Origin of the sequence: Thiohalocapsa halophila (genome assembly GCF_016583825.1) — a bacterium.
GTDB classification, from domain to species: Bacteria; Pseudomonadota; Gammaproteobacteria; order Chromatiales; family Chromatiaceae; genus Thiohalocapsa; species Thiohalocapsa halophila.
This window is the reverse complement of record NZ_NRRV01000054.1, coordinates 16,863-37,515: the sequence shown is the minus strand read 5'-3', so window position 1 is coordinate 37,515 and position 20,653 is coordinate 16,863. Positions and strand designations below refer to the sequence as shown.

Here is a 20,653-nt window from a genome sequence, read left to right as displayed (position 1 = left end):
GCGAGCCACGCGAGTGGCGCCGGGTCGAGCCGCCGGTGTGGACGGAGCGGATGTTGGCGGCCCTGGCAACGGGGTCCACGCGACGCCTGCGGGCGTCCCCTGCGCTGGCCCGGAGTCGATCACCCGAAATGCTGCTCCTGCCGGCGAGCCAATCCCGATGAGGAAACAACCGACTGGAGAGCCGTGTGCGGGAGAACTGCACGCACGGTTCGGAGGGAGGGGAGGCGCAAGCCTTCCCTACCCCTATCGGCGGCTCCAGTGGAAGCGGCATCCGTGACGCGACGCTAGAGCTGGCGGGAGAGGTAGTTCTCCAGGCCCATGGCTTCTACTTGGGCGAGCTGCTGCTCCAGCCAGTTGACGTGGGTTTCTTCGCAGTCCCGGAGCATCTCCGCCAGCATAGCCAGGCTCTGGAAGTCGTGCTCTTCGACGCAGCTGGCCATGGCCGCGCGCAGGTGCTCCACCAGCCGGTATTGCATGTCCACATCATGGCGCAGCATTTCGCGCACGGCGGTGGCGGTGGCCATGGCCTCGCGCTCCAGCAGGTCCGGGGCGCTGCCGAGGAAGAGCATTCGCCGCAGCAGCAGATCGATGTGCCGGCGGCTGTCCTGGAGCGCGGCCTCGGTGTGCGCCGCGAGCCGAGTGTAGCCCCAGTCCTCGAACATGCGCGCATGCACCAGGAACTGATCCGCCGCCGCAAGCTCGCTGTTCAGGAGCCGCTGCAGCTGCGCCAGGATGCGTTGATTGCCTTTCATTGCCTCTCCAAAAGCAGGTTGCAGGGCGGTTGCGGCGGCTGCGCACCCCATCGCGCCAGGCTCCAGAATACCCTGCGGACCCCCATCACCAGCGCGGCCAGTGGGCGGCGAGCAGGTCGGTTTGCACGCCGGCGCGCCCCAGCAGGGCCAGCAGCGGCTGCGGGTCCGGTACCAGGCCCACCAGCACCACCGCCAGCCCCATCAGCACCAGGGATGCGGGCCAGGCGCGCAGACTCAGGGGCTTGAGTGCCGAGCCAAAGGAGCGCTTCACCTTTCGCCCCAGCAGATCGACACTCGCTACCTCGTCCAGCACCAGGTGCGTGACATAGCCGAGGAGCACGAAGGCCGCCACCAGCCAGGCCAGGGTCGCGCCCAGACCGAGCAGCAGGTCCGCGACCAGGGCCGCCGCCAGCGCCAGCACCAAGGCCATCAGCAGGGTGTGCCAGATGCCGCGATGCACGGTGAAGCGCGCAAAGGCCAGGCGCAGCGGCCAGCTGACGAAGAGCCAGGTCCCGGCCCAGATGCCCACCAGCTCCAGCAGCGCAAAGCGCTCGGCGAAGGCGAAGGCGGTCAGGAAGCCCGCCACCAGGCCGGCGATGTCGAACACGCCCCGCAGCGGCCTGGAGTCGTCGGCGTCGATGTCCGGCAGCAGGCTCGCCACGGTGCCCACCACGAACAGCGCCTGGGTCTCGGCGGCATCGCTCAGGCCCTCGCCATAGCTGGCGAAGGCCGCGACGGCGGCGACCACGGCGCCGCCGGTGAGGTGGGTGCGAAAGTTGGCCACGGCGGACCGGCCAGCGTGCTCAGTCCGGGTACAGCTCGGGGCTCCAGCCCTGCTCGCGTGCGCGGGCGAGGGCGGCGTCATAGATGCGCTTGTGCCGGGCGCGTAGATCCTCGGGCAGCTGCGAGACCAAATGCCCATAGGGCTGCCAGGCATCGCTCACCTTGTCGTAGAGTTCCTGGATGGCGGCGATGGACCAGCCGGCGCAGGTCTCGTCCTCCGGGATCAAGCCGAACACCTGGGCATCGCGGACGATGTTGCCGGTGGGCGTCATGCCGCCGTAGCTGTCCTCATCCAGGCCGGGGTAGGTCTTGTGCTGCTGCCGCATGGCGCGAATCCTGTGCTTGAAGGCCGCCATTGTCGCGGAACCGCCGTTCCTTGACCATGGCCTCGGCGCACGGCGCACCCCGTGCCCCGCACCACGCACCACACACGACGCACTTCGCACTTCGCACCTCGTACTGCGCGCCACGCACTTCGTACTTCGTACTCCGCACTTCGTACCACACACTTCGCACTTCCTACTTCGCACTCCCATGCAACACACCATCGTGGACCTCATCCGCCATGGCGAGCCCGTGGGCGGGCTCATGATCCGCGGCAACGGCTGCGACCATCCCCTGAGCGCCACGGGCTGGGCGCAGATGCGCGCGGCGGTAGCCCCGGCAGCGGAGGGCCCTGCCCCCTGGCAGCAGATCGTCACCTCCCCCATGGAGCGCTGCCGGGGCTTCGCGGTGGAGCTCGCGTCGCGGCTGGGGCTGCCGCTGGCGGTGGAGCCGGAGCTCCGGGAAATCGGCATGGGCGCCTGGGAGGGCCGCCGACACACCGAGGTGGCGGCCACCGAGCCCGGGGTGTTCGCGGCCTTCCGCGCCGACCCGGTCGCCCACCGCCCGCCCGGTGGCGAGACGCTCGGCGACTTCCGCCGGCGCGTCGCCCGCGCCTATGAGCGCCAGCTGGCCCACTGGCCGGGGCAGCGGCTGCTGGTCGTCTGCCATTCCGGGGTGTCGCGGGCGGTGATCGGCCATGTGCTCGGCGCAGAAGACGCCGCCTGGTACCGCATGATCATCGACTACGCCGGCGTCAGCCGCATCCGCCACGGCCGGCACGGGGCCTCGGTGGAGTACGTCAACGCCCGGCGCGCCCGACATTGAGGCGACCGCGCGCCTGCTCCGGCGAGCGCGGGCCCGCCCTGCATCGACGGCGCTCGGCCCGGGCGCCCGCGAGCGCCGGATCGACCGCCGCCCGCCCGCGGAAGCACGCGTAGATCACAGTGCGTCGGCGCGATTCGCGCTACCATCCGCGCCCAGGTGAACACGGCCGTCGCCGGCGGCCCGCACAACGGAGTGGACCATGACCGTTCTCGCCTTTCTCGCCGGTCTCTTGCTCTACATCGGCGTCGCGGTGCTGAGCCGCGCCTGGTTCGTCGTCAAGCCCAACGAGCGCGCGGTGCTCGTCTCCCTGGGCCGCGCCCAGCGCCTGGGCGATCAATACGTCGACGACCCGAACCTCAACGACGACGAGCGCCAGCGCTACCGCTACCCGCTGCTGCGCATCCTCGGCCCCGGCTGGCACTTCAAGTGGCCCTGGCAGAAGCCGGTGGTGGAGGACATCGCCACCCGCTCCATCGACATCACCTGGGACCCCACCAAGAGCCAGTCGACCATCGAGGCGGTCACCAAGGACAACCTCACCACCGGCATCGACGGCCAGCTGCGCTGGCGGGTGGCGCAGAGCAACTTCTACGCGTACTCCTTCGGCGTCGACAGCCCGCTGGAGCACGTCATGGGCTATTTCGTCTCGGTGCTGCGCGAGCGCGTGGCCAACTTCACGGACCCCAGGGGCCAGAGCCTGGTGGACGGCGGCGAGCTGGCGGGCGCCGAAGGCGGCGGACCGGAGCTGGCGGCGGAGCTCTCGGAGGGCGTGTCCATCAACGACCTGCGCAAGAACCTGCCGCTGCTGAACGACTACATGGAGCAGCAGTGCCGGGCCACCGGCGCGCGCTACGGCATCGAGCTGGATGCGGCCCTGATCACCCAGATCGATCCGCCGGCGGAGGTGGACCGGGCGCTGTCGGCCATCAACAGCACCCGCAACCAGGTGGCGGCGGACATCAGCACCGCCCGCGCCGATGCCGAGCAGCAGATCACCATGAGCAAACGGGCGGTGGAGATCGCGAGCAACAACGCGCAGGCCGAGGTCGCCCCGCTCAAGGAGCTGGCCGGCACACTCAAGGGCATCAAGGACAAGGGCGGACCGCCGGCCCTGGCCGCCTACATCCGCAACATGCGCATCCCGCTGCTGGGCCGCGCCAAGCGCATCGTGCAGGTGACCACCACCACCTCCGCCGCGCCCGCCGCCATCGACGGAGGCCGCCATGCCTTATGACCCCTTGACCCTGCTCCCGGCCTTCGTCGCCGGCCTGCTGGCCATCCCGATCCTGCTCGCCATCGCGCGGCTGTTCAGCCTCTACACCACCGTCAACGAGCAGGAGGCGGTGGTCTACACCTTCCTCGGCAAGGTCATGGGCGTGCTGGACGAGCCCGGACTGCAGTGGCCGCTGGCGCACTTCGGCCCCAAGGCCATGCTGGTACCGATCCTGGGCACCCGCCAGCCGGTGAGCATGAAGATCCGCCAGCGCTACCTGCGCAACCAGATGGTCAACTCCGAAGAAGGCACGCCCATGAGCGTGGGCGTCTGGTACGAGATGCAGGTGAGCGACCCGGTGGCCTATCTCTTCAACAACGCCGATCCCGAGGGCTCGCTGGAAGCGAACGTGGCCAGCGCCACCATCAGCACGCTGTCCAACCTGGAGATGGACAAGCTCCTGGAGGACCGCCACCAGCTGAGCCGCAAGGTCCGCGCCACGGTCACGCCGCTGTCGGAGAAGTGGGGCTTTCGCTTGGGCTCCGTCTACATCCGCAAGGTGGCCTTCACGGACCGGGAGATGGTGGACAACATCACCGACAAAGTCGTCAAGCGCCTGGTGCAGGTCACCAGCGCCATGAAGCAGGACGGCGAGAACCGCGTGGGGCTGATCAAGAGCCAGACCGCCTACAAGGTCTCCGAGCAGCTGGCCCAGGCCTCGGCCACCCGCCCCGCCGTGGTCGGCGAGACGCTGAACGAGATCGCCGCCGACGACCCCGACGTGCTCGACGCCCTGATGCAGGTGATGGAGGCCGACAAGCTCATCGAGTCCGGTGCCGACGTGGACGTGCTGCCGCCGGAGGCGCGGGTGCTGGTCTCTCTCGCCGGCGGCGGCGGCGAGCCCGCGGAGTCCAAGCCCGCCAACAGCGGCAGCCAGAGCCGCCTCGCCCGCTTCCAGATCGACGACGGGCTGCTGCCCTAGCTGCCCGTCGGGCTTCGCTGCCGCTCAGCGCCGACCTACGCCCACCCCGTAGGTCGGTGCCGACGCCAGGAGGCCCGACACCGGCGCACGTCCACCGTCGGGCTTCGCTGTCGCTCAGCGCCGACCTACGCCCATCCCCGCGGGTCGGTGCCGACGCCAGGCGGCCCGACACCGGCGCACGTCCACCGTCGGGCTTCGCTGCCGCTCAGCGCCGACCTACGCCCGCCCCGTAGGTCGGTGCCGACGCCAGGAGGCCCGACACCGGCGCACGTCCACCGTCGGGCTTCGCTGCCGCTCAGCGCCGACCTACGCCCGCCCCGTAGGTCGGTGCCGACGCCAGGAGGCCCGACACCGGCGCATGTCCACCGTCGGGCTTCGCTGCCGCTCAGCGCCGACCTACGCCCACCCCCGATAGGTCGGTGCCGACGCCAGGAGGCCCGACACCGGCACCCGTCCACCGTCGGGCTTCGCTGCCGCTCAGCGCCGACCTACACCCGTCACCCGTACGTCGGTGCCTGCCCCCGGGACTCCGTAGCGCGCGGATGCAGAGGGTGCTATCGTGCCTTCCTACGGCACCAAACGACATGCGTTCTCCATGAGCACGACTTCTACCTCAACCACGGTGAAGGTCGTCGGCAGCAACGGCCAGATCTCGCTGGGCAAGCAGTACGCAGGCCGGCAAGTCCTGATCGAAGAGCAAGAGCCCGGCGTCTGGCTCGTGCGCACCGCCACCGTCGTACCGGACAACGAGCGCTGGCTCCAACGTCCCGACGCCGCCGCGGATCTTCAGCGCGCGCTGGACTGGGCAGCGGCGAGCCCAGCCGACGATCAGGACCTCGACCGGATCCTGACCAAGCTCGCCGAGCAAGATGCGTGACCAGGATGCGAAGGTTCGTCTCGACCTGAACAACCCTGTGTTCCAGGATGGAGTGTTCGGCCTGGAAAAACCCGAGCGTCAGGCGGCCCTGGAAACGCTGAAGAAGCTGCGCCGCCTGACCTGGCAGCAGGTGTACCGCGACGCTGGACTCAAGTGGGAGAAGATCGTCAGCGTCAAACCGCCGCCGGGGACCGACGCTCTCTATTCGCTGCGCATCACTCGCTCACGGCGCGCCACCGCCTACCGTGACGGCGCCTTTCTGCGGTTGCTCAGCATCGCAACGGATCACGACAGCACTTACGGCCAGAAGTAGATTCAATCAGGCGTCCCGCAACACCCGACCACCGGGCTTGATTGCGACTCCGTCTATGCGTGGGCGCGCCCTGCGTAGTCTGCCCTGCGTAGCCAGCGCTTCCAGGCGACCGTCCACCGTCGGGCTTCGCTGGCGCTCAGCGCCGACCTACGCCCGCCCCCGTAGGTCGCGCCGACGCCAGGAGACCCGACACCGATGCCCGTCCTCCGTCGGGCTTCGCTGCCGCTCAGCGCCGACCTACGGCCCCCGTAGGTCGGTGCCGACGCCAGGAGGCCCGACGCCGGCGCCCGTCCACCGTCGGGCTTCGCTGCCGCTCAGCGCCGACCTACACCCTGCCCATAGGTCGGCGCCGACGTCAGGAGGTCCGACACCACCGCCCGAGCGCGGCCGTTTTGGGTCAGCACCAGCGTCTTGGGCTCGTCCCGCAATTGGTCGAGGAGTCTTGTCGCGTCGGACTTGAACTGACTCAGGCTCAGAACGTCTTCACTCACCGCAAAAACCATATTCAGACCGAATTGAGCTGAACCCTGAACGGCGACCGCGGCGCCCTCAAGCCCCGAGCCGTTCCAACGCACCACCGACAAGCCCTGAGCGCGTGCGACAATCCCGCTCGCCGTCCACCGCAGCGCATGTCCACCGCCCTTGAACCCCCTCAAGCGCCTCGCCTCCCAGACCGCCGTCTATGGTCTGAGCAGCATCCTCGGCAGGTTCCTGAACTACCTGCTGGTGCCCCTCTACACCTACACCTTCGTGCCGGCGGACTACGGCGTCGTTGCCGAGTTCTATGCGTACATGGGCTTCCTGGCGGTGCTCATGACCTTCGGCATGGAGACGGGGTACTTCCGCTTCCGCTCCGCCGGCGAGGACGACCCCAACACCGTCCTGGCGACGGTGCTGCGCTTCCTGATCCTCGCCAACGGCGGCTTTCTGGCCCTGGCCTTGGTCTTTCAGCAGCCGGTGGCCGAGCTGCTGCGCCATGGCGATCACCCGGAGTACATCTGGTGGGTCGCGGGAATTCTGGCCATGGACTCCGTCGGCAACGCCGCCTTTGCGCGGCTGCGGGCGGAGGAGAGGGCGCTCAGGTTCGCCTCCATCAAGCTCATCGAGATCGGCGCCAACATCGGCCTCAACGTCTTCTTCATTGTCCTCTGCCGGCAGGCGTTCGAGGCAGACCCGGGCTCCTTCCTCGGCCGGCTCTGGGTGCCCGAGATCGGCGTCGGCTATGTCTTCATCTCCAACCTGGCGGCGAGCGGGCTCAAGCTGCTGCTGCTGACGCCGCAGTTCCGCGGCGCACTGACGGGATTCGACGGCGCGCTGTTCCGGCGCATGCTGCGCTACTCCCTGCCCATGGTGGTCATCGGTATGGCCGGCATCGTCAACGAGATGCTCGACCGTGCCGCGCTCAAGTTCCTGCTGCCCTACGACGACGCCACCAACATGGCGCAGCTCGGCATCTACAGCGCCGTCTTCAAGCTGTCCATCCTGATGATGCTGTTCATCCAGGCGTTCCGGTACGCCGGCGAGCCCTTCTTCTTCAGCTATGCCAAGCAGCGGGACGCCAAGGAGATCTACGCACTGGTGCTGACCTGGTTCGTGATCTTCTGCGTGTTCATTTTTCTCTTGGTCACGCTCTTTATCGACGGCTTCCAGTACTTCATCGGCGAGGCCTACCGCGAGGGCCTGCACGTGGTGCCGGTGCTGCTGCTCGCGAACCTGCTGCTCGGCGTCTACGTGAACCTGTCCATTTGGTACAAGCTCACGGACCGCACCCTGATGGGCGCCTGGGTGGCGCTCACCGGTGCCGGCATCACCGTCGTCTCGCTGTGGCTCTTGGTGCCGGCATTCGGCTACGAGGGCGCCGCCTGGGCCCATCTCATCTGCTACAGCGCCATGGTGGTGCTGTCCTACGGGCTCGGCCGGCGCTACTATCCGGTGCCCTATGAAGTGCTGCGCGTGTTCGGCTACATCGCCCTGGGCTTGGGCCTTTTTGCCGCCGGGCGCTGGCTCACCGACGAGCTGGCCTGGCATCCCTTCGTCGCCGGCAGCCTGCTCCTGGCCCTGTACCTGCTGTTGGTGGCGGTACTGGACGGCCGCCGGCTGCTCAAGGCCCCCGACAGCCGGCGCCGGCGCGAGATGAAGACCAGGCGCACGCCCCGAGCGCAGGCGACCATGCGCCAGGCGACCATGCGCCAGGCCCCCAGCCGCGGCCCCGCCGCGGGATGGCGCCCGAGTCTGCGCCACATCGACCTCGCCCTCGCCGCTGCCGCGGCGCTGATGGCCGTTGTGAGCCTGGTGCTCGATGATGTCGCCAAGGCACCACTCTACGCCCTGCTGGCCTATCTGCTGTGGCGGCTGCGTGATCGCCGGCAGGAGCGCGCCGAGCCGGAAAGGCGCGATTCGACACGAAGGCCGCCGAGCCACGCGCGACCGATCCCAAACGCGGGATCTGACTCAGCCACGAGTCAAGCGAAGGTAGAGACGGTGGCGGCACAGACAGATCGTCGGCGATGAAGCGCTGTCGAGCGATTTTGTCGGAATCGCTGGGTCGTCAGCGCACGCCTTGCGGGGCCGGTTCCTCGCGTAGTCCGTGCCGCAGCGTCTGCTCCAGCTGCTCGTCAGCTGGCGGGTGGGACCGATGCCGCAGCGTCGTGCAGCAGGCTCAGGACGGCATCCGCGGCGGCGGCAATTTTGGCCGCTGGAGCCGGCGGGTGCGCCGCGAGCGCCGCCGCCAGGCCGTCCAGGGCGCAGCCCAGTGCCAGTGCCTGCGCCGCCTCTGCGCGCTGCGCCGGGTCGGCGGCGAGCAGCGGCGAGCCCTCGGCCGCGGCAGCGTGGGCGGCGACCAGCCGCTGGATCGTCTCCTGCCGCCAGGTGGCCAGCGGCTCGGCCAGGCGCGGATGCAGGTCCGGGTGCTCCGTTCGCATGCGGTGCTGGATGTCGGCGACGTTGGTATGCAGGTCGCAGATCAAAGCGGCGAGGTCCGTCAGCGGCGGTCGTTTGGCGCGGCGCTCAGCGGGCGGGCGGTGGGCGGGACCGCCGGCCCCGATGAAGACCGGCTCGTCCTGCGCCACCAGCACGCGCGCGAGGCGGAGATCGCCATGGAGTCGGCAGCGCATGGGGCCGAAGCCGTGGCGGCTCAGGTCGTCGATGCGCCGGCGCAGCTCGGCCTCGGCGGCCAGGAGGCGGTCGGCGGCGTCGACAGCGGCCGCCGGGAGGTGCTCGCGCCCGTCGCGCAGTGCGCTCAGCGCGCCGGCGGCGGCGGCGTGCAAGTCGTCGTGCAGGCGCTGGTGGTCGGCGTCCGCCATAGGCTCGGCACGGAAGGCGTCGCTAGCGTTTCCATGTTGGTCTGCACCCTCGGCGAGCGCTGCGTGCAGGGCAGCGATGCGTGCACCCACCTGGTCAACGAGGCCCATGAAGCCGATCTGGCCGGGGTCCTCACGCCAGGCCTCGCCGCTGCCGGCGGCGAAGTACTCGTCATACAGGCGCTGTAACAGGTCGCGGACGCGGCCGTCGAGATCGCCCTGGTTGGGCACATACTGCTCCAACAGCGCCAGGGTGCAGGATGCAGCGCCATTGCGGCCATAGTCGATGTGACCCGCCAAGGCCGGTGTGCCCGGGAAGCGGGCCAACTCGGTGAGGTGGCGGGCCGTGTCCACCATTGGGTCCGTTTCGGCGGGCGTGCCCAGCTCGGGCGCGCCAACAGGCTCCGTGGCGTCTCCCTGCGCCGCCGGCGCCCGGCAGTGCAGGGTCTTCAGGATCAGCCGCTCGCCGAGCACGGCGGCGTTGTCCGGGTCCTCGGCCAAGGAGTGCACCTCGGCCTCGGCGCAGCCGGCCAGCAGCTCCAGACAGGCGTCGGTGGGCACCAGCGCGAGGCGGCCGTCGCCGAGGGCGATCTCATCACCGGTACCGATGGCGCAGGCCAGGGTGCGCACGAAGCCGGCATCGGCGAGGGCTTCGAATAAGAAGCCCGGCGTGGCCTGGCGCCGCGTCTGTGCCAGCGTGATGGCTGCCGGCGGCACCGCAGTCAGCTCGGTGCCGTCCTGCTGCCAGCGGATGGCCAGCGGCAGGAACAGGCGCTCGACACCGCCGTCGGCGGCATGGAGACGCACCAAAGTCAGCAGCCAGTCGCGCCAGGGCTCGGCGGCCTCGATGACCACCCGCGGCGGCGCTGCCGGCGCGCCCGCCCCGCGGCTGCCCCAGCGGGCTGCGAGATAGGCCGGCAGCACTTGGTTCTGCAACAAGGCCACCGCCCGCAGCGCCGTGCGCCGGCGCTCGGCGCGGTCCGGCAGCAGACTCTGCCAGCCCTCCGGCAGCACCAGGGTCTTCAGGCGCGGAGCCGCCACCCGCTCGTCGTGCCAGGCGGGGGCGGCGGCGTCCCGCGAGAGCAGGAACCAGTAGACGCCGTGCCCGGGCAGGGTCAGCAGGTAGGGCAGCTCGCCGATGGGCGGGAATGGCGTCTGGCCCAACAGCTCAATAGGGACGCGGCCGGCATAGGCGGCGAGATCCAGCTCCACCGGCTGGGCGCCGCGGCCGAGGTTGGCGACGCAGAGAATCACTTCGTCGGGCTGCTCCGCATGGGCCTTGTCCTGCGCACCGCCGGGATCCAGCGCGGTGCCGCCCGCTGCCGTTGCCGGCCCGGCTCCTCCCTCTGTCCACTCCGCCGGGCTCGGATACCGGCGCACATAGGCGAGGATCTTGCGGTTGCCGGGATGCAGGAGCTCGATGCTGCCGCGGCCGAAGACCTGGTGCTGCTTGCGCACCTCGATGATGCGCCGCGTCCAGTTCAACAGCGACGCCGGCGCCCGCGCCTGGGCCTCGACGTTGACGGACTGGTAGCCGTAGATCGGGTCCATCACCGGCGGCAGGTAGAGCTGCTCCGGGTCCGCCCGGGAGAAGCCGGCGTTGCGGTCCGGCGACCACTGCATGGGCGTGCGCACGGCGTTGCGGTCGCCCAGGTAAATATTGTCACCCATGCCTAGCTCATCGCCGTAATACAGGATGGGCGAGCCCGGCATGGACAGCAGCAGGCTCACCATGAGCCGGATTTTGCCCGGGTCGTTGCCGAGCAAGGGCGCCAGGCGGCGGCGGATGCCGACGTTGATCCGCATACGCGGGTCCGCGGCATAGGTCTGGTACATGTAGTCCCGCTCGCGATCGCTGACCATCTCCAGCGTCAGCTCGTCGTGGTTGCGCAGGAAGATGGCCCATTGGCAGTTGGTCGGGATCTCCGGCGTCTGCTCCATGATCTCGACGATGGGATGGCGCTCCTCCTGCGCCAGCGCCATGTACATGCGCGGCATCAGCGGGAAGTGATAGGCCATGTGGCACTCGTCGCCCTCGCCGAAGTAGTCGCGCACGTCCTCCGGCCACTGGTTGGCCTCGGCCAGGAACACCCGGTCCTTGTAGTGCTCGTCGACCACCGCGCGCATCTGCTTGATGACGGCGTGGGTCTCCGGCAGGTTCTCGTTGTTGGTGCCCTCGCGCACGCACAGATAAGGGATGGCGTCGAGCCGCAGCCCGTCCACGCCCATGTCCAGCCAAAAGCGCATGACGCGGATGACCGCGCGCACCACCTGCGGGTTGTTGTGGTTCAGATCCGGCTGATGGGAGAAGAACCGGTGCCAGTAGTACTGCTCCGCCACCGGGTCCCAGGTCCAGTTGGAGGCCTCGGTGTCGGTGAAGATGATGCGGGTCTGTGAAAAGCGGCTGTCGTCGTCGCTCCAGACGTAGTAGTTGCGCTTCGCCGAGCCCTTGGGCGCCCGCCGCGCGGCCTGGAACCACGGATGCTGGTCCGAGGTGTGGTTGACGATGAGCTCGGTGATGACGCGGATGCCGCGGCGGTGGGCGGCGCTCACGAAACGGCGGAAGTCCCGCCGGCTGCCGTAGGCCGGATGGACGTTGCGGTAGTCGCCGATGTCATAGCCGTCGTCGCGCATGGGCGACGGATAGAAGGGCAGCAGCCAGATGCAGTCGACGCCGAGGTCGCGGATGTAGTCCAGCTTCAGCGTCAGCCCGCGGAAGTCGCCGCTGCCGTCGCCGTTGGTGTCGAAGAAGGCCTTGACGTGCGTCTGATAGATGACGGCGTCCTTGTACCAGAGCGGATCCGATGTCGGCCCACTGGCGAGACTGTTTGGACTCATCCTCCGGGCTCCTGCTTTGACCGTCATGCCAGGATGCGGCGGGCGGGCGCCCCCACCGAGCCCGGACGTCTTAGCTGTGTCGGGCTAGGCTGCGGGGCCGCTGTCGCGCGCGTGGTCGGGATCGAAGTGGGGTCAGGGGGTCAGGTGAATGGGGATGCCATTCAGTATAGGAAGCGGCGCCGGATTCGCTGCCGCTCGCAAGTCGCTCTTGCCGCGCGGACTCTTGCCGCGCGGGCGCCCGCGCAGCGCCGACGGCGGAAGCGCGCATGCCCCTTGCCGCCAAGCGCGGGCTTCAAGCGCCGGCTGCCGCGCGGTCTGCGGCGCCGGAGCTTGAGTCGAGGCCGGAGACCGCGGCCTTGGCAGGGTCAGCGCTGCACGTCCGGATTCCCCTCGCCGAAGGCCCCATGCACGTCCGTCTCGCCCGCATAGGGGCGCTCGGTGTCGGGCCGGTCCGTCGGCAGCTGCGGATTGTCCTCCGCCACGGGCTCAGGATAGGTCTGCGTATCGGCAGTGCCCATGGCCGCCTCGGAGCGCGGCTCGCCTTCCACCGGAAGGCCGTTGCCGCGGTCATCCACCAGGTCCGGGTTGTCCTCGGCGAAGCCCTGGTACTTCTCCGCCGGATCGATGCTGCCGGCGTCGTCTTCGCCCGCGGCCGGGCCAGCCAAAGCAAGAGCGGCGATGGACACCACACCGCTCGCGAGAGTCAGCAGTCGTTTACGCATAGCGTTAACCTCCAGATGCTAGTGTTTGACGGAGACCATGTGACGAGCGGCGCAGTCCGGGTGCCGGGCACCCGCTGCTGGCAGCGTCACGGCTGTTACCGTCACCCAACGCAAGCACCGGGCCATGCCGACGTCAGCGCCGCTACAGCCGCCGCCGGGGCCTATCCGGGGGCCGGTAGGGCGTTGCGCTGACGCGGACCGGGCATCGCCAGAGGGCCGGCCTGCGGGGCATTGCGCCCGGTATCGGGCCAAATGACCCGGCTGGAGCGGCGCAGCGGTGCTGCCGATCGGGGGCGGATCGGTCCATCTTGCTGGTACGCCTCGTGCTTGCGTAGAGACCGCGTTGTCGCTGTTTGGGCTGACCGGGGGGCCGGGACGGCCCCCCGGTCAGTGTTTGCACCAGGAGCCTGAGCATGCATCCCATCCGTCACCCCATGCCCTTCGGCGCCGAGGTCACCGACGACGGCGCGGTGCGCTTTCGGCTCTGGGCGCCGGGCGCCGAGCGCGTCGCCTTGGAGCTGGACGGCCAGCCGTCGCCGGAGCGCTTGTTGGACCTAGCGGCGGTGGCGGACGGCTGGTTCGAGCGGACCACAGACCTCGCCGGTCCCGGCAGCCGCTACCGCTTCCGCCTGACGGCGTCGCACTTGGAGGCCGACCAGCCGGTGCCGGACCCGGCTGCGCGCTTCCAGCCCGAGGGCGTGCATGCGGCAAGCGAGGTCATCGACCCCGGCGCCTACGCCTGGGGCGACGGCGAGCTGCAATGGCCGGGTCGGGCCTGGGAGACGGCCGTCTTCTACGAGCTGCACCTCGGCACCTTCTCACCGGAGGGGACCTTCGCCGGCGCCGCCCGCCGTTTGCGCCATCTCGCGGAGCTCGGGGTGACCGCGGTGGAGCTGATGCCGGTGGCGGCCTTCCCCGGCGCCCGCGGCTGGGGCTACGACGGCGTGTTCCAGTTCGCGCCCTTCGCCGGCTACGGCCGCCCGGAGGACCTGAAGGCCTTCGTGGAGCAGGCCCATGCACTGGGGCTGATGGTCTTCCTGGATGTCGTCTACAACCACTTCGGGCCCGAGGGCAACTATCTGCATCTGTACGCACCGCAGTTCTTCACCGAGCGCCATCACACGCCCTGGGGCGCCGGGCTCAACTTCGACGGAGCCCACAGCCGGCCGGTGCGCGACTTCTTCATCCACAACGCGCTGTACTGGCTGGAGGAATTCCGCTTCGACGGGCTCCGCCTCGACGCCGTGCACGCCATCGCCGACGACAGCGAGCCGGACATCCTCACCGAGCTGGCCGAGGCCGTCGCCGCTGGCCCCGGCCGCGCCCGCCGGGTCCACCTGGTGCTGGAGAACGACGCCAACACGGCCCGCTACCTGGCACGCAGCCCGGACCAGAGTCCGCGCTGGTATGTCGCGCAGTGGAACGACGACTTCCACCACGCCGCCCATGTGCTGCTCACCGGCCAGCGCGACGGCTACTACGCCGACTACGGCGAGCAGCCGGCGTTCTGGCTCGCCCGCACCCTGGCGGAGGGCTTCGGCTACCAGGGCGAGCGCTCCGGCTTCCGCGACGAGGCGGCGCGGGGCAGCCCCAGCGCGCATCTGCCGCCGACGGCTTTCGTCAGTTTTCTGCAGAACCACGACCAAGTCGGCAACCGCGCCTTTGGCGAGCGCATCCACCAGCTGAGCAACGAGCCCGCCCTGCGCGCGGCCACCGCGATCCAGCTGCTGGCGCCGTCGCCGCCGCTGCTGTTCATGGGCCAGCCGCGGGGCGCCGACAGTCCCTTCCTATTCTTCTGCGACTTCGGCCCGGACCTGGCGGACGCCGTCACCGCCGGGCGTCGGCGGGAGTTCGCCCGCTTCGAAGAGTTCGCCGACGAGGCCGCCCGCGAGGCCATCCCGGACCCGAACGATCCCGACACCTTCCAACACTCGCGCCTCGACTGGGCCGCGCTGGACGAGTCCGCGCACCGGCAATGGCGGGACTTCCACCGCCGCTTGCTGTCACTGCGCCACGACGAGATCGTGCCGCGGCTCGCCGGCATGGACGGTCACGCCGGCGGCTTCGACCTGCTGGGCGACAGCGCCGGCGACGCCGGCCTGGTCGTGCGCTGGCGCCTCGGCGACGGCAGCCTGCTGACCCTGCTCGCCAACCTCGGCGAGGCCGAGCTGCCGGTGCCCGGCCTGCGCGACGCGCTGCCGGGCCGCGTGCTGTACGTGGAGCCCGCCGACGCCGCCGACCCCATCGCCGCGGGCCGGCTGCCGCCCTGGACCGCCGCCTGGTACCTGGACACCGGCAGCGAGCCCGCCCCCGGGCCGGCAGCCTAAGGTCGCAGAGGACCCTGCCATGGCCAGCGACGACGCCCTGCAACGCCTGTGCGAGCACGTCGGCATCGCCGAGCGCTATGTCGACGTGCAGGGCCGCGAGCACCGCCCCGATGCCGCCACCCGCCGCACCCTGCTGCGGGCGCTGGGGGTCGCCGTCGGCGATGCGGACACCGAGGCGACGAGCCTGCACGCGGCCATCGACGCCGAGTGGCGCCGCCGGCTGCCGCCGGTACTGGTGCACCGCCAGGGCGACCCCGCGCCGACCCTGGCGCTGACCCTGCCGCAGACGGATACACCGACGCGGCTGCGCTGCGTCCTCACCGAAGAAACCGGCGCCGACTCGGCCTGGACGCTGGACCTCGGCGCGCTCAATGACAGCGCCCGCCGCCGGCTCGACGGTGACCAGTGGCTCTGCCGGCAGCTGGCGCTCACACCACCGGCGCACCTCGGCTACCACCGCTTCGCGCTCTACGCCGACAGCGCCGGCACCGATGCCCGCCCCCTGGCGGAGACCACGGTCATCGTCGCCCCCAGGCGCTGCTGGCAGCCGGACCGCGGCCCCGAGCGCGGCTGGGGCCTGGTGACCCAGCTGCCGACCCTGCGCTCGGCGCGCAACTGGGGCATCGGCGACTTCACCGACCTGACCCGGCTCGCGGCCCTCGCCGCCGAGGCCGGTGCCGGCATGCTCGCCCTGAGCCCGCTGCATGCGCTCTTCCTCACCGAGCCAGAGCGCTGCGACCCCTATGGTCCCGCGAGCCGCCGCTGGCTGAATCCGCTCTACATCGACGTCGAGGCGGTGCCGGAGCTCGCCGAGTGCGAGGCGGTGCGGGCACGCATCGACAGCGACGACTTCCAGGCCGGGCTGCGCGCCCTGCGCAGCGCGCCGCTCATCGACTACGGCGGCGTCGCCCGCGCCAAGCTCGACATCCTGGAGCGGCTCTACCGCCATTTCCGCAGCGAGCACCTGGCGGCGGACAGCGAGCGCGGGCGGACCTTCCGCGCCTTCATGCAGGCCGGCGGTGCGGATCTGCACCGTTTCGCGCTCTTCCAGGCGCTCGCAGAGTATCTGGCGAGCGAAGCGCCGGCGGCATCCGCAGCGGACACGCGGGCGGCGGCGGACAGCGACCCCTTCGCCCATTGGCCGGCGGACTATCGCGACCCGAGCGCGCCGGCGGTGCAGGCCTTCGCCCGGGAGCACGCCGAGCGGGTGGAGTTTTTCGCCTGGCTGCAATGGCTCGCGGGCCAGCAGCTGGATGCCGCCGCGGCGCGCTGCGAGGCGCTCGGCATGCAGCACGGGCTCTGCCTGGACCTCGCCGTGGGCGCCGCACCGAATGGTGCCGACCGCTGGTCGGCGCCCGCCAGCTACGTGAGCGGCGTGCACGTCGGCGCCCCGCCGGACGACTTCAGCCCCAAGGGGCAGAACTGGCAGGTGCTGGCCTGGCATCCGCAGCGCCTGCGCGAGGCCGCCTATCTACCCTTCGCCGAGGAGCTGCGGGCCAACATGCGCGCGGCCGGGGCGCTGCGCATCGACCATGTCATGGGCCTGATGCGCCTGTTCCTGGTGCCGGCGGGCACGGACCCGGCGGCGGCCACCTATGTGGCCTATCCCTTCCGGGACCTGCTGGGCGTGCTGGCGCTGGAGAGCGTGCGCAACCGCTGCCTGATCATCGGCGAGGACCTGGGCACGGTACCCGAGGCAGTGCGCACCGCCATTCCGGACTGGGGCATCCTCTCCACCCGGGTGTTCTACTTCGAGCGCGACGCCGACGGCGGCTTTTTGCCCCCGGAAGACTACGAGCCCAATGCGCTGGTCACCGCCGGCACCCACGACCTGCCCCCGCTGGCCGGCTTCTGGGCCGGCGTGGACCTGGAGCACCGCCGGGAGCTGGACCTCTTCCCCAGCGCGTCCGACTACACCGAGCGCCTGCTGGCGCGCACCAATGACCGCGCCCGGCTGCTGCTCGCCCTGGCAAAGGCAGACCTGCTGCCCGCCGACGGCGAGACGGACCCGGTGGCGCTACCGGAGCTCACCCCCGCGCACATCGCCGCGGTGCAGCGCTACCTGGCGCGCACGCCGTCCAAGCTGCTGCTGGTGCAGACCGCGGACCTGCTCGGCGAGAGCGAGCAGGTGAACCTGCCCGGCAGCGCCGGCCGCCATCCCAACTGGCGCCGCCGCCAGCCCCTGGAGCTTGAGCACTGGCTGGCCGAGCCGGCGGTGGCCGGCGCGCTGGAGGCGGTGCGCGGCGAGCGCGGCACGGCGAGTGCCGCGCCCCGCGGCGCCCCCAGTAGTGCGCCCGGCAGTGCGCCCGGCAGTGCACCCAGCGGCGCCGACGCTGCCGCCGGCGCCCACCCGGCCGCGTCACCCGCGGTTGCAGCGCCGCTGACGGCCACCATTCCCCGGGCCACCTACCGGCTGCAGCTGCACGGCGGCTTCGGCTTTGCCGACGCCGCGGCGCTGGTGCCCTACCTGGCCTCTTTGGGTGTCAGCCATGTCTATTGCTCCCCGTATCTCAAGGCCCGGCCCGGCAGCACCCATGGCTACGACGTGGTCGCCCACGACCAGCTGAATCCGGAGCTCGGCAGCCGCGCCGATTTCGACCGCTTCTGCGCCGCACTGGCCGCCCACGGCATGGGGCAGATCCTGGACCTGGTGCCGAATCACGTCGGCATCATGGGCGCCGAGAACGCCTGGTGGCTGGACGTGCTGGAGAACGGCCAGGCCGCCGAGCACGCCCCGTTTTTCGACATCGATTGGCACCCGCTGAAGCAGGAGCTGCACGACAAGGTGCTGGTGCCGGTGCTTGGGGACCACTACGGCGCCATCCTCGACACCGGCGAGCTGGTGCTGGCCTGCGACGACGGTGCCTTCCACGTCGCCTACTACGAGCACCACTTCCCCATCGACCCGCGGGAGTATCCGCGCATCCTCGGCCCCGGCCTGCCGGCGCTGCGCGAGCGCCTGGGGGCGACGGAGACGACGGACAGCGACGCCGCCGCGGCGCTCACCGCCTTCGAAAGCCTGGTGACGGCCTTCGGCAACCTGCCGCCGCGGGATGCGCTGGAGGCGGACGCGCTCGCCGCCCGCCGCCGCGATAAGGAGCTGCACAAGGGCCGGCTCGCCGAGCTCTGCCGCGCGCACGCTGATCTGGACCGCTATGTCCAGGATTGCGTCAAGGACTTCAACGGCGCCGCGGACTACCCGGCCGACACCGCGCGGCTGCATGCCCTGCTGGAGGCCCAGGCCTATCGGCTCGCCCACTGGCGCGTCGCCGCCGACGAGATCAACTACCGCCGCTTCTTCGACATTAACGACTTGGCGGCCCTGCGCATGGAGCATCCGGACGCCTTCGACGCGGTTCACGGCCTGGTGCTGGCGCTCATCGGCGAGGGCCGCATCGCCGGGCTGCGCATCGACCACCCGGACGGCCTCTACGACCCGGCGGGCTATTTCCAGACCCTCCAGAAGCGCGCCGCGGCAGCCCTGGCGCCGACGCGCACGCCCCGCGACGACGACCGCCCGCTCTATCTGGTGGCCGAGAAGATCCTGGTGGGCGATGAGCACCTGCGCATGGACTGGGCCGTGCACGGCACCACCGGCTATGACTTCGCGGCGCTCTGCGACGGGCTGTTCGTGGCCTCCGACGGTCTGGATGCGCTCGCCGACACCTGCCGCGCCTTCGGCGGCTGCCGCCAGCCCTTCCCCGACGAAACCTACGCCGCCAAGCGCGAGGTGATGCGCCACATGCTCTCCAGCGAGCTGCACGTGCTCGCGAGCGAGCTTGCACGCATCGCCGAGATGGACCCGCACACCCGCGACTACACCCTGGAAGGCCTGCGTGCGGCGCTGATGGAGGTGATCGCCTGCTTCCCGGTGTACCGGACCTATCTGTCGGAGCGCGGCGGCGCCGCCAGCGACCGCCACCAGGTGCTCAAGGCCGTCTCCGAGGCCCGCCGGCGCTCGCGCATGCCCGACCTGACGGTCTTCGAGCTAGTGCGCGACGTGCTGCTCACGGACATCGCCGAGGGCAAGCCGGACGCTTACCGCGCACGGGTGCTGCGCCTCGCGCGCAAGTTCCAGCAATACACGGCGCCGGTGACGGCCAAGGGCGTGGAGGACACCGCCTTCTACCGCTGGCACCGGCTGGTGTCGCTGAACGAGGTGGGGGCGGACCCGGACCGCGCCGGCACCAGCGTGGACGACTTCCACCGCACCTGCATTCGCCGGCGAGACGACTGGCCGCACGCCATGCTGGCGGGCTCCACCCATGATGCCAAGCGCTCCGAGGACGTGCGCGCGCGCCTGCACGTGCTCTCCGAGCTGCCCGCTGCCTGGAGCGCCCGCACCCAGCGCTGGGCGCTGTGGAACCGCCGCCTGCACCGCAGCGACGACGCCGGTGGGCGGCAGCCGGATGCCGCCGCCGAGTATCTCTTCTACCAGACCCTGCTCGGCGTCTGGCCGCTTGCCGCCACCACCGGCGATGACGCCGCTGCGCTGCCCGACGACGAGACGCTGGCGGCGCTGCGCGAGCGCGTGGCCGCCTACATGCTCAAGGCCGCGCGGGAGGCCAAGCTGCACACCGCTTGGACCAATGCCGACGCCGACTACGAGGCCGCGCTGAGCGCCTTCGTCGAGGCCGCCCTGGACCCCGGCCGCAGCAGCGCGTTCCTCGCGGATTTCGCCGCCTTCGCCCGGCCGCTGTCACATCTGGGCCTGCTGAACAGCCTGGCCATGACCCTGCTGCGGCTCACGGCCCCCGGTGTGCCCGACGTCTACCAGGGCACGGAGCTCTGGGACCTGAGCCTGGTGGATCCGGACAACCGCCGGCCCGTGGACTTCGACCGGCGCGGCTCGCTGCTGGAGGGCCTGCGCACCGAGACGCAAGGCCCAGCGCCTGATTGGCTCGCCGCCGACGGCCGCGCCAAGCTGCACCTGATCCACCGGGTGCTGGCGCTGCGCGGGCAGGACCCGACCCTGTTCGCCGACGGCGACTACCGTCCCCTCGAAGTCACCGGCCCCCACGCCGAGCACGTCTGCGCCTTCGCCCGGATGCTGCCGCGGCAGGCAGACGGCCGGGCCCTGGTGGTGATCGTGCCCAGGCTGCTGGCAACGCTTGCCCTGGACGGCGATCCGGCCAATGCGCCCGCCGTCGTGCGCACAGACCTGTTCACGACCGCGGACTGGCAGGCAACCCTGGTGAGCGTCCCCGGGCCTGCGTGGCGCGAGCGCCTCGGCGGCAGCCGGCTGGACGCGGCGCGGCGAGACGGGCACCAGGTGCTGCGGGTTGCCGAGGCGCTGCGACACTTCCCGGCAGCCTTGCTGACCCCGGCGGACGAAGGCTCCGACCACGGGCTGGAGCACGGCCCTGCCAGCGGATTCTGACGACACGCGAGGCAGACG

At 70.7% G+C, this 20,653-nt stretch carries 14 protein-coding genes; 8 read left to right on the top strand and 6 right to left on the bottom strand.

What is annotated here, in order from left to right; genetic code table 11:
• Nucleotides 1-284: 284 nt before the first annotated feature.
• The 3 genes from bfr to CKO31_RS18740 all read right to left on the bottom strand — a co-directional run bounded on the left by bfr (nucleotide 285) and on the right by CKO31_RS18740 (nucleotide 1,861).
• Nucleotides 285-752 (bottom strand): bacterioferritin, encoded by a 468-nt coding sequence (gene bfr / locus CKO31_RS18750; RefSeq protein ID WP_200240463.1) that lies wholly within the window; start codon nucleotides 750-752, stop codon nucleotides 285-287.
• Between the two features lie 85 nt (nucleotides 753-837).
• Nucleotides 838-1,536, bottom strand: a complete 699-nt coding sequence (locus CKO31_RS18745) for a metal-dependent hydrolase (protein WP_200240461.1) — start codon at nucleotides 1,534-1,536, stop codon at nucleotides 838-840.
• A 19-nt stretch (nucleotides 1,537-1,555) separates the two neighbouring features.
• The gene (locus tag CKO31_RS18740) at nucleotides 1,556-1,861 is read right to left on the bottom strand and encodes a hypothetical protein (RefSeq protein ID WP_200240459.1); all 306 of its coding nucleotides are present in this window, start codon (nucleotides 1,859-1,861) and stop codon (nucleotides 1,556-1,558) included.
• 208 nt (nucleotides 1,862-2,069) lie between these two features.
• Here CKO31_RS18740 and CKO31_RS18735 point away from each other — a divergent pair, with 208 nt between their 5' ends.
• From CKO31_RS18735 to CKO31_RS18715, 5 genes are all read left to right on the top strand, one after another.
• Entirely contained in the window at nucleotides 2,070-2,684 is a 615-nt protein-coding gene (locus tag CKO31_RS18735) for a histidine phosphatase family protein (protein ID WP_200240457.1), read from the top strand.
• Nucleotides 2,685-2,883: 199 nt separating this feature from the next.
• On the top strand, nucleotides 2,884-3,918 hold the full coding sequence (locus CKO31_RS18730; protein ID WP_200240455.1) for an SPFH domain-containing protein: 1,035 nt from the start codon (nucleotides 2,884-2,886) through the stop codon (nucleotides 3,916-3,918).
• Nucleotides 3,908-4,879, top strand: coding sequence for an SPFH domain-containing protein (locus tag CKO31_RS18725; protein ID WP_200240453.1), 972 nt, complete (start codon nucleotides 3,908-3,910; stop codon nucleotides 4,877-4,879). Before CKO31_RS18730 ends, CKO31_RS18725 begins: the two co-directional genes overlap by 11 nt.
• Before the next feature lie 595 nt (nucleotides 4,880-5,474).
• The gene (locus CKO31_RS18720) at nucleotides 5,475-5,756 is read left to right on the top strand and encodes a hypothetical protein (RefSeq protein ID WP_200240451.1); all 282 of its coding nucleotides are present in this window, start codon (nucleotides 5,475-5,477) and stop codon (nucleotides 5,754-5,756) included.
• Nucleotides 5,749-6,069: a hypothetical protein gene (locus CKO31_RS18715; protein WP_200240449.1), complete on the top strand. Its 321-nt coding sequence runs from the start codon at nucleotides 5,749-5,751 to the stop codon at nucleotides 6,067-6,069. Before CKO31_RS18720 ends, CKO31_RS18715 begins: the two co-directional genes overlap by 8 nt.
• Nucleotides 6,070-6,383: 314 nt before the next feature.
• Here the strand turns inward: CKO31_RS18715 and CKO31_RS18710 are convergent, their stop codons facing one another.
• Nucleotides 6,384-6,560, bottom strand: coding sequence for a type II toxin-antitoxin system Phd/YefM family antitoxin (locus tag CKO31_RS18710; protein WP_200240447.1), 177 nt, complete (start codon nucleotides 6,558-6,560; stop codon nucleotides 6,384-6,386).
• 151 nt (nucleotides 6,561-6,711) lie between these two features.
• Between CKO31_RS18710 and CKO31_RS18705 the strand changes: the two genes are divergently transcribed.
• A complete protein-coding gene (locus CKO31_RS18705; protein ID WP_200240445.1) occupies nucleotides 6,712-8,580 on the top strand; it encodes a lipopolysaccharide biosynthesis protein in 1,869 nt (622 codons plus the stop codon).
• Between the two features lie 104 nt (nucleotides 8,581-8,684).
• Here the strand turns inward: CKO31_RS18705 and treS are convergent, their stop codons facing one another.
• Together treS and CKO31_RS18695 are read right to left on the bottom strand one after the other, a co-directional pair.
• Nucleotides 8,685-12,206, bottom strand: a complete 3,522-nt coding sequence (treS, locus tag CKO31_RS18700) for a maltose alpha-D-glucosyltransferase (protein ID WP_200240443.1) — start codon at nucleotides 12,204-12,206, stop codon at nucleotides 8,685-8,687.
• Between the two features lie 365 nt (nucleotides 12,207-12,571).
• Nucleotides 12,572-12,928 (bottom strand): hypothetical protein, encoded by a 357-nt coding sequence (locus tag CKO31_RS18695; RefSeq protein WP_200240441.1) that lies wholly within the window; start codon nucleotides 12,926-12,928, stop codon nucleotides 12,572-12,574.
• A 413-nt stretch (nucleotides 12,929-13,341) separates the two neighbouring features.
• Here CKO31_RS18695 and treZ point away from each other — a divergent pair, with 413 nt between their 5' ends.
• Together treZ and treY are read left to right on the top strand one after the other, a co-directional pair.
• The gene (gene treZ, locus CKO31_RS18690) at nucleotides 13,342-15,255 is read left to right on the top strand and encodes a malto-oligosyltrehalose trehalohydrolase (protein ID WP_200240439.1); all 1,914 of its coding nucleotides are present in this window, start codon (nucleotides 13,342-13,344) and stop codon (nucleotides 15,253-15,255) included.
• A gap of 19 nt (nucleotides 15,256-15,274) precedes the next feature.
• On the top strand, nucleotides 15,275-20,635 hold the full coding sequence (treY, locus tag CKO31_RS18685; RefSeq protein WP_200240437.1) for a malto-oligosyltrehalose synthase: 5,361 nt from the start codon (nucleotides 15,275-15,277) through the stop codon (nucleotides 20,633-20,635).
• The last annotated feature ends 18 nt before the right edge of the window (nucleotides 20,636-20,653 follow it).

What these genes read in the sequence shown, in the direction of transcription:
- bfr (WP_200240463.1), bottom strand. Translation starts at nt 752, where the DNA reads ATGAAAGGCAATCAACGCATCCTGGCGCAGCTGCAGCGGCTCCTGAAC.
- CKO31_RS18740 (WP_200240459.1), bottom strand. Translation starts at nt 1,861, where the DNA reads ATGCGGCAGCAGCACAAGACCTACCCCGGCCTGGATGAGGACAGCTAC.
- CKO31_RS18735 (WP_200240457.1), top strand. Translation starts at nt 2,070, where the DNA reads ATGCAACACACCATCGTGGACCTCATCCGCCATGGCGAGCCCGTGGGC.
- CKO31_RS18730 (WP_200240455.1), top strand. Translation starts at nt 2,884, where the DNA reads ATGACCGTTCTCGCCTTTCTCGCCGGTCTCTTGCTCTACATCGGCGTC.
- CKO31_RS18725 (WP_200240453.1), top strand. Translation starts at nt 3,908, where the DNA reads ATGCCTTATGACCCCTTGACCCTGCTCCCGGCCTTCGTCGCCGGCCTG.
- CKO31_RS18720 (WP_200240451.1), top strand. Translation starts at nt 5,475, where the DNA reads ATGAGCACGACTTCTACCTCAACCACGGTGAAGGTCGTCGGCAGCAAC.
- CKO31_RS18715 (WP_200240449.1), top strand. Translation starts at nt 5,749, where the DNA reads ATGCGTGACCAGGATGCGAAGGTTCGTCTCGACCTGAACAACCCTGTG.
- treS (WP_200240443.1), bottom strand. Translation starts at nt 12,206, where the DNA reads ATGAGTCCAAACAGTCTCGCCAGTGGGCCGACATCGGATCCGCTCTGG.
- CKO31_RS18695 (WP_200240441.1), bottom strand. Translation starts at nt 12,928, where the DNA reads ATGCGTAAACGACTGCTGACTCTCGCGAGCGGTGTGGTGTCCATCGCC.
- treZ (WP_200240439.1), top strand. Translation starts at nt 13,342, where the DNA reads ATGCATCCCATCCGTCACCCCATGCCCTTCGGCGCCGAGGTCACCGAC.
- treY (WP_200240437.1), top strand. Translation starts at nt 15,275, where the DNA reads ATGGCCAGCGACGACGCCCTGCAACGCCTGTGCGAGCACGTCGGCATC.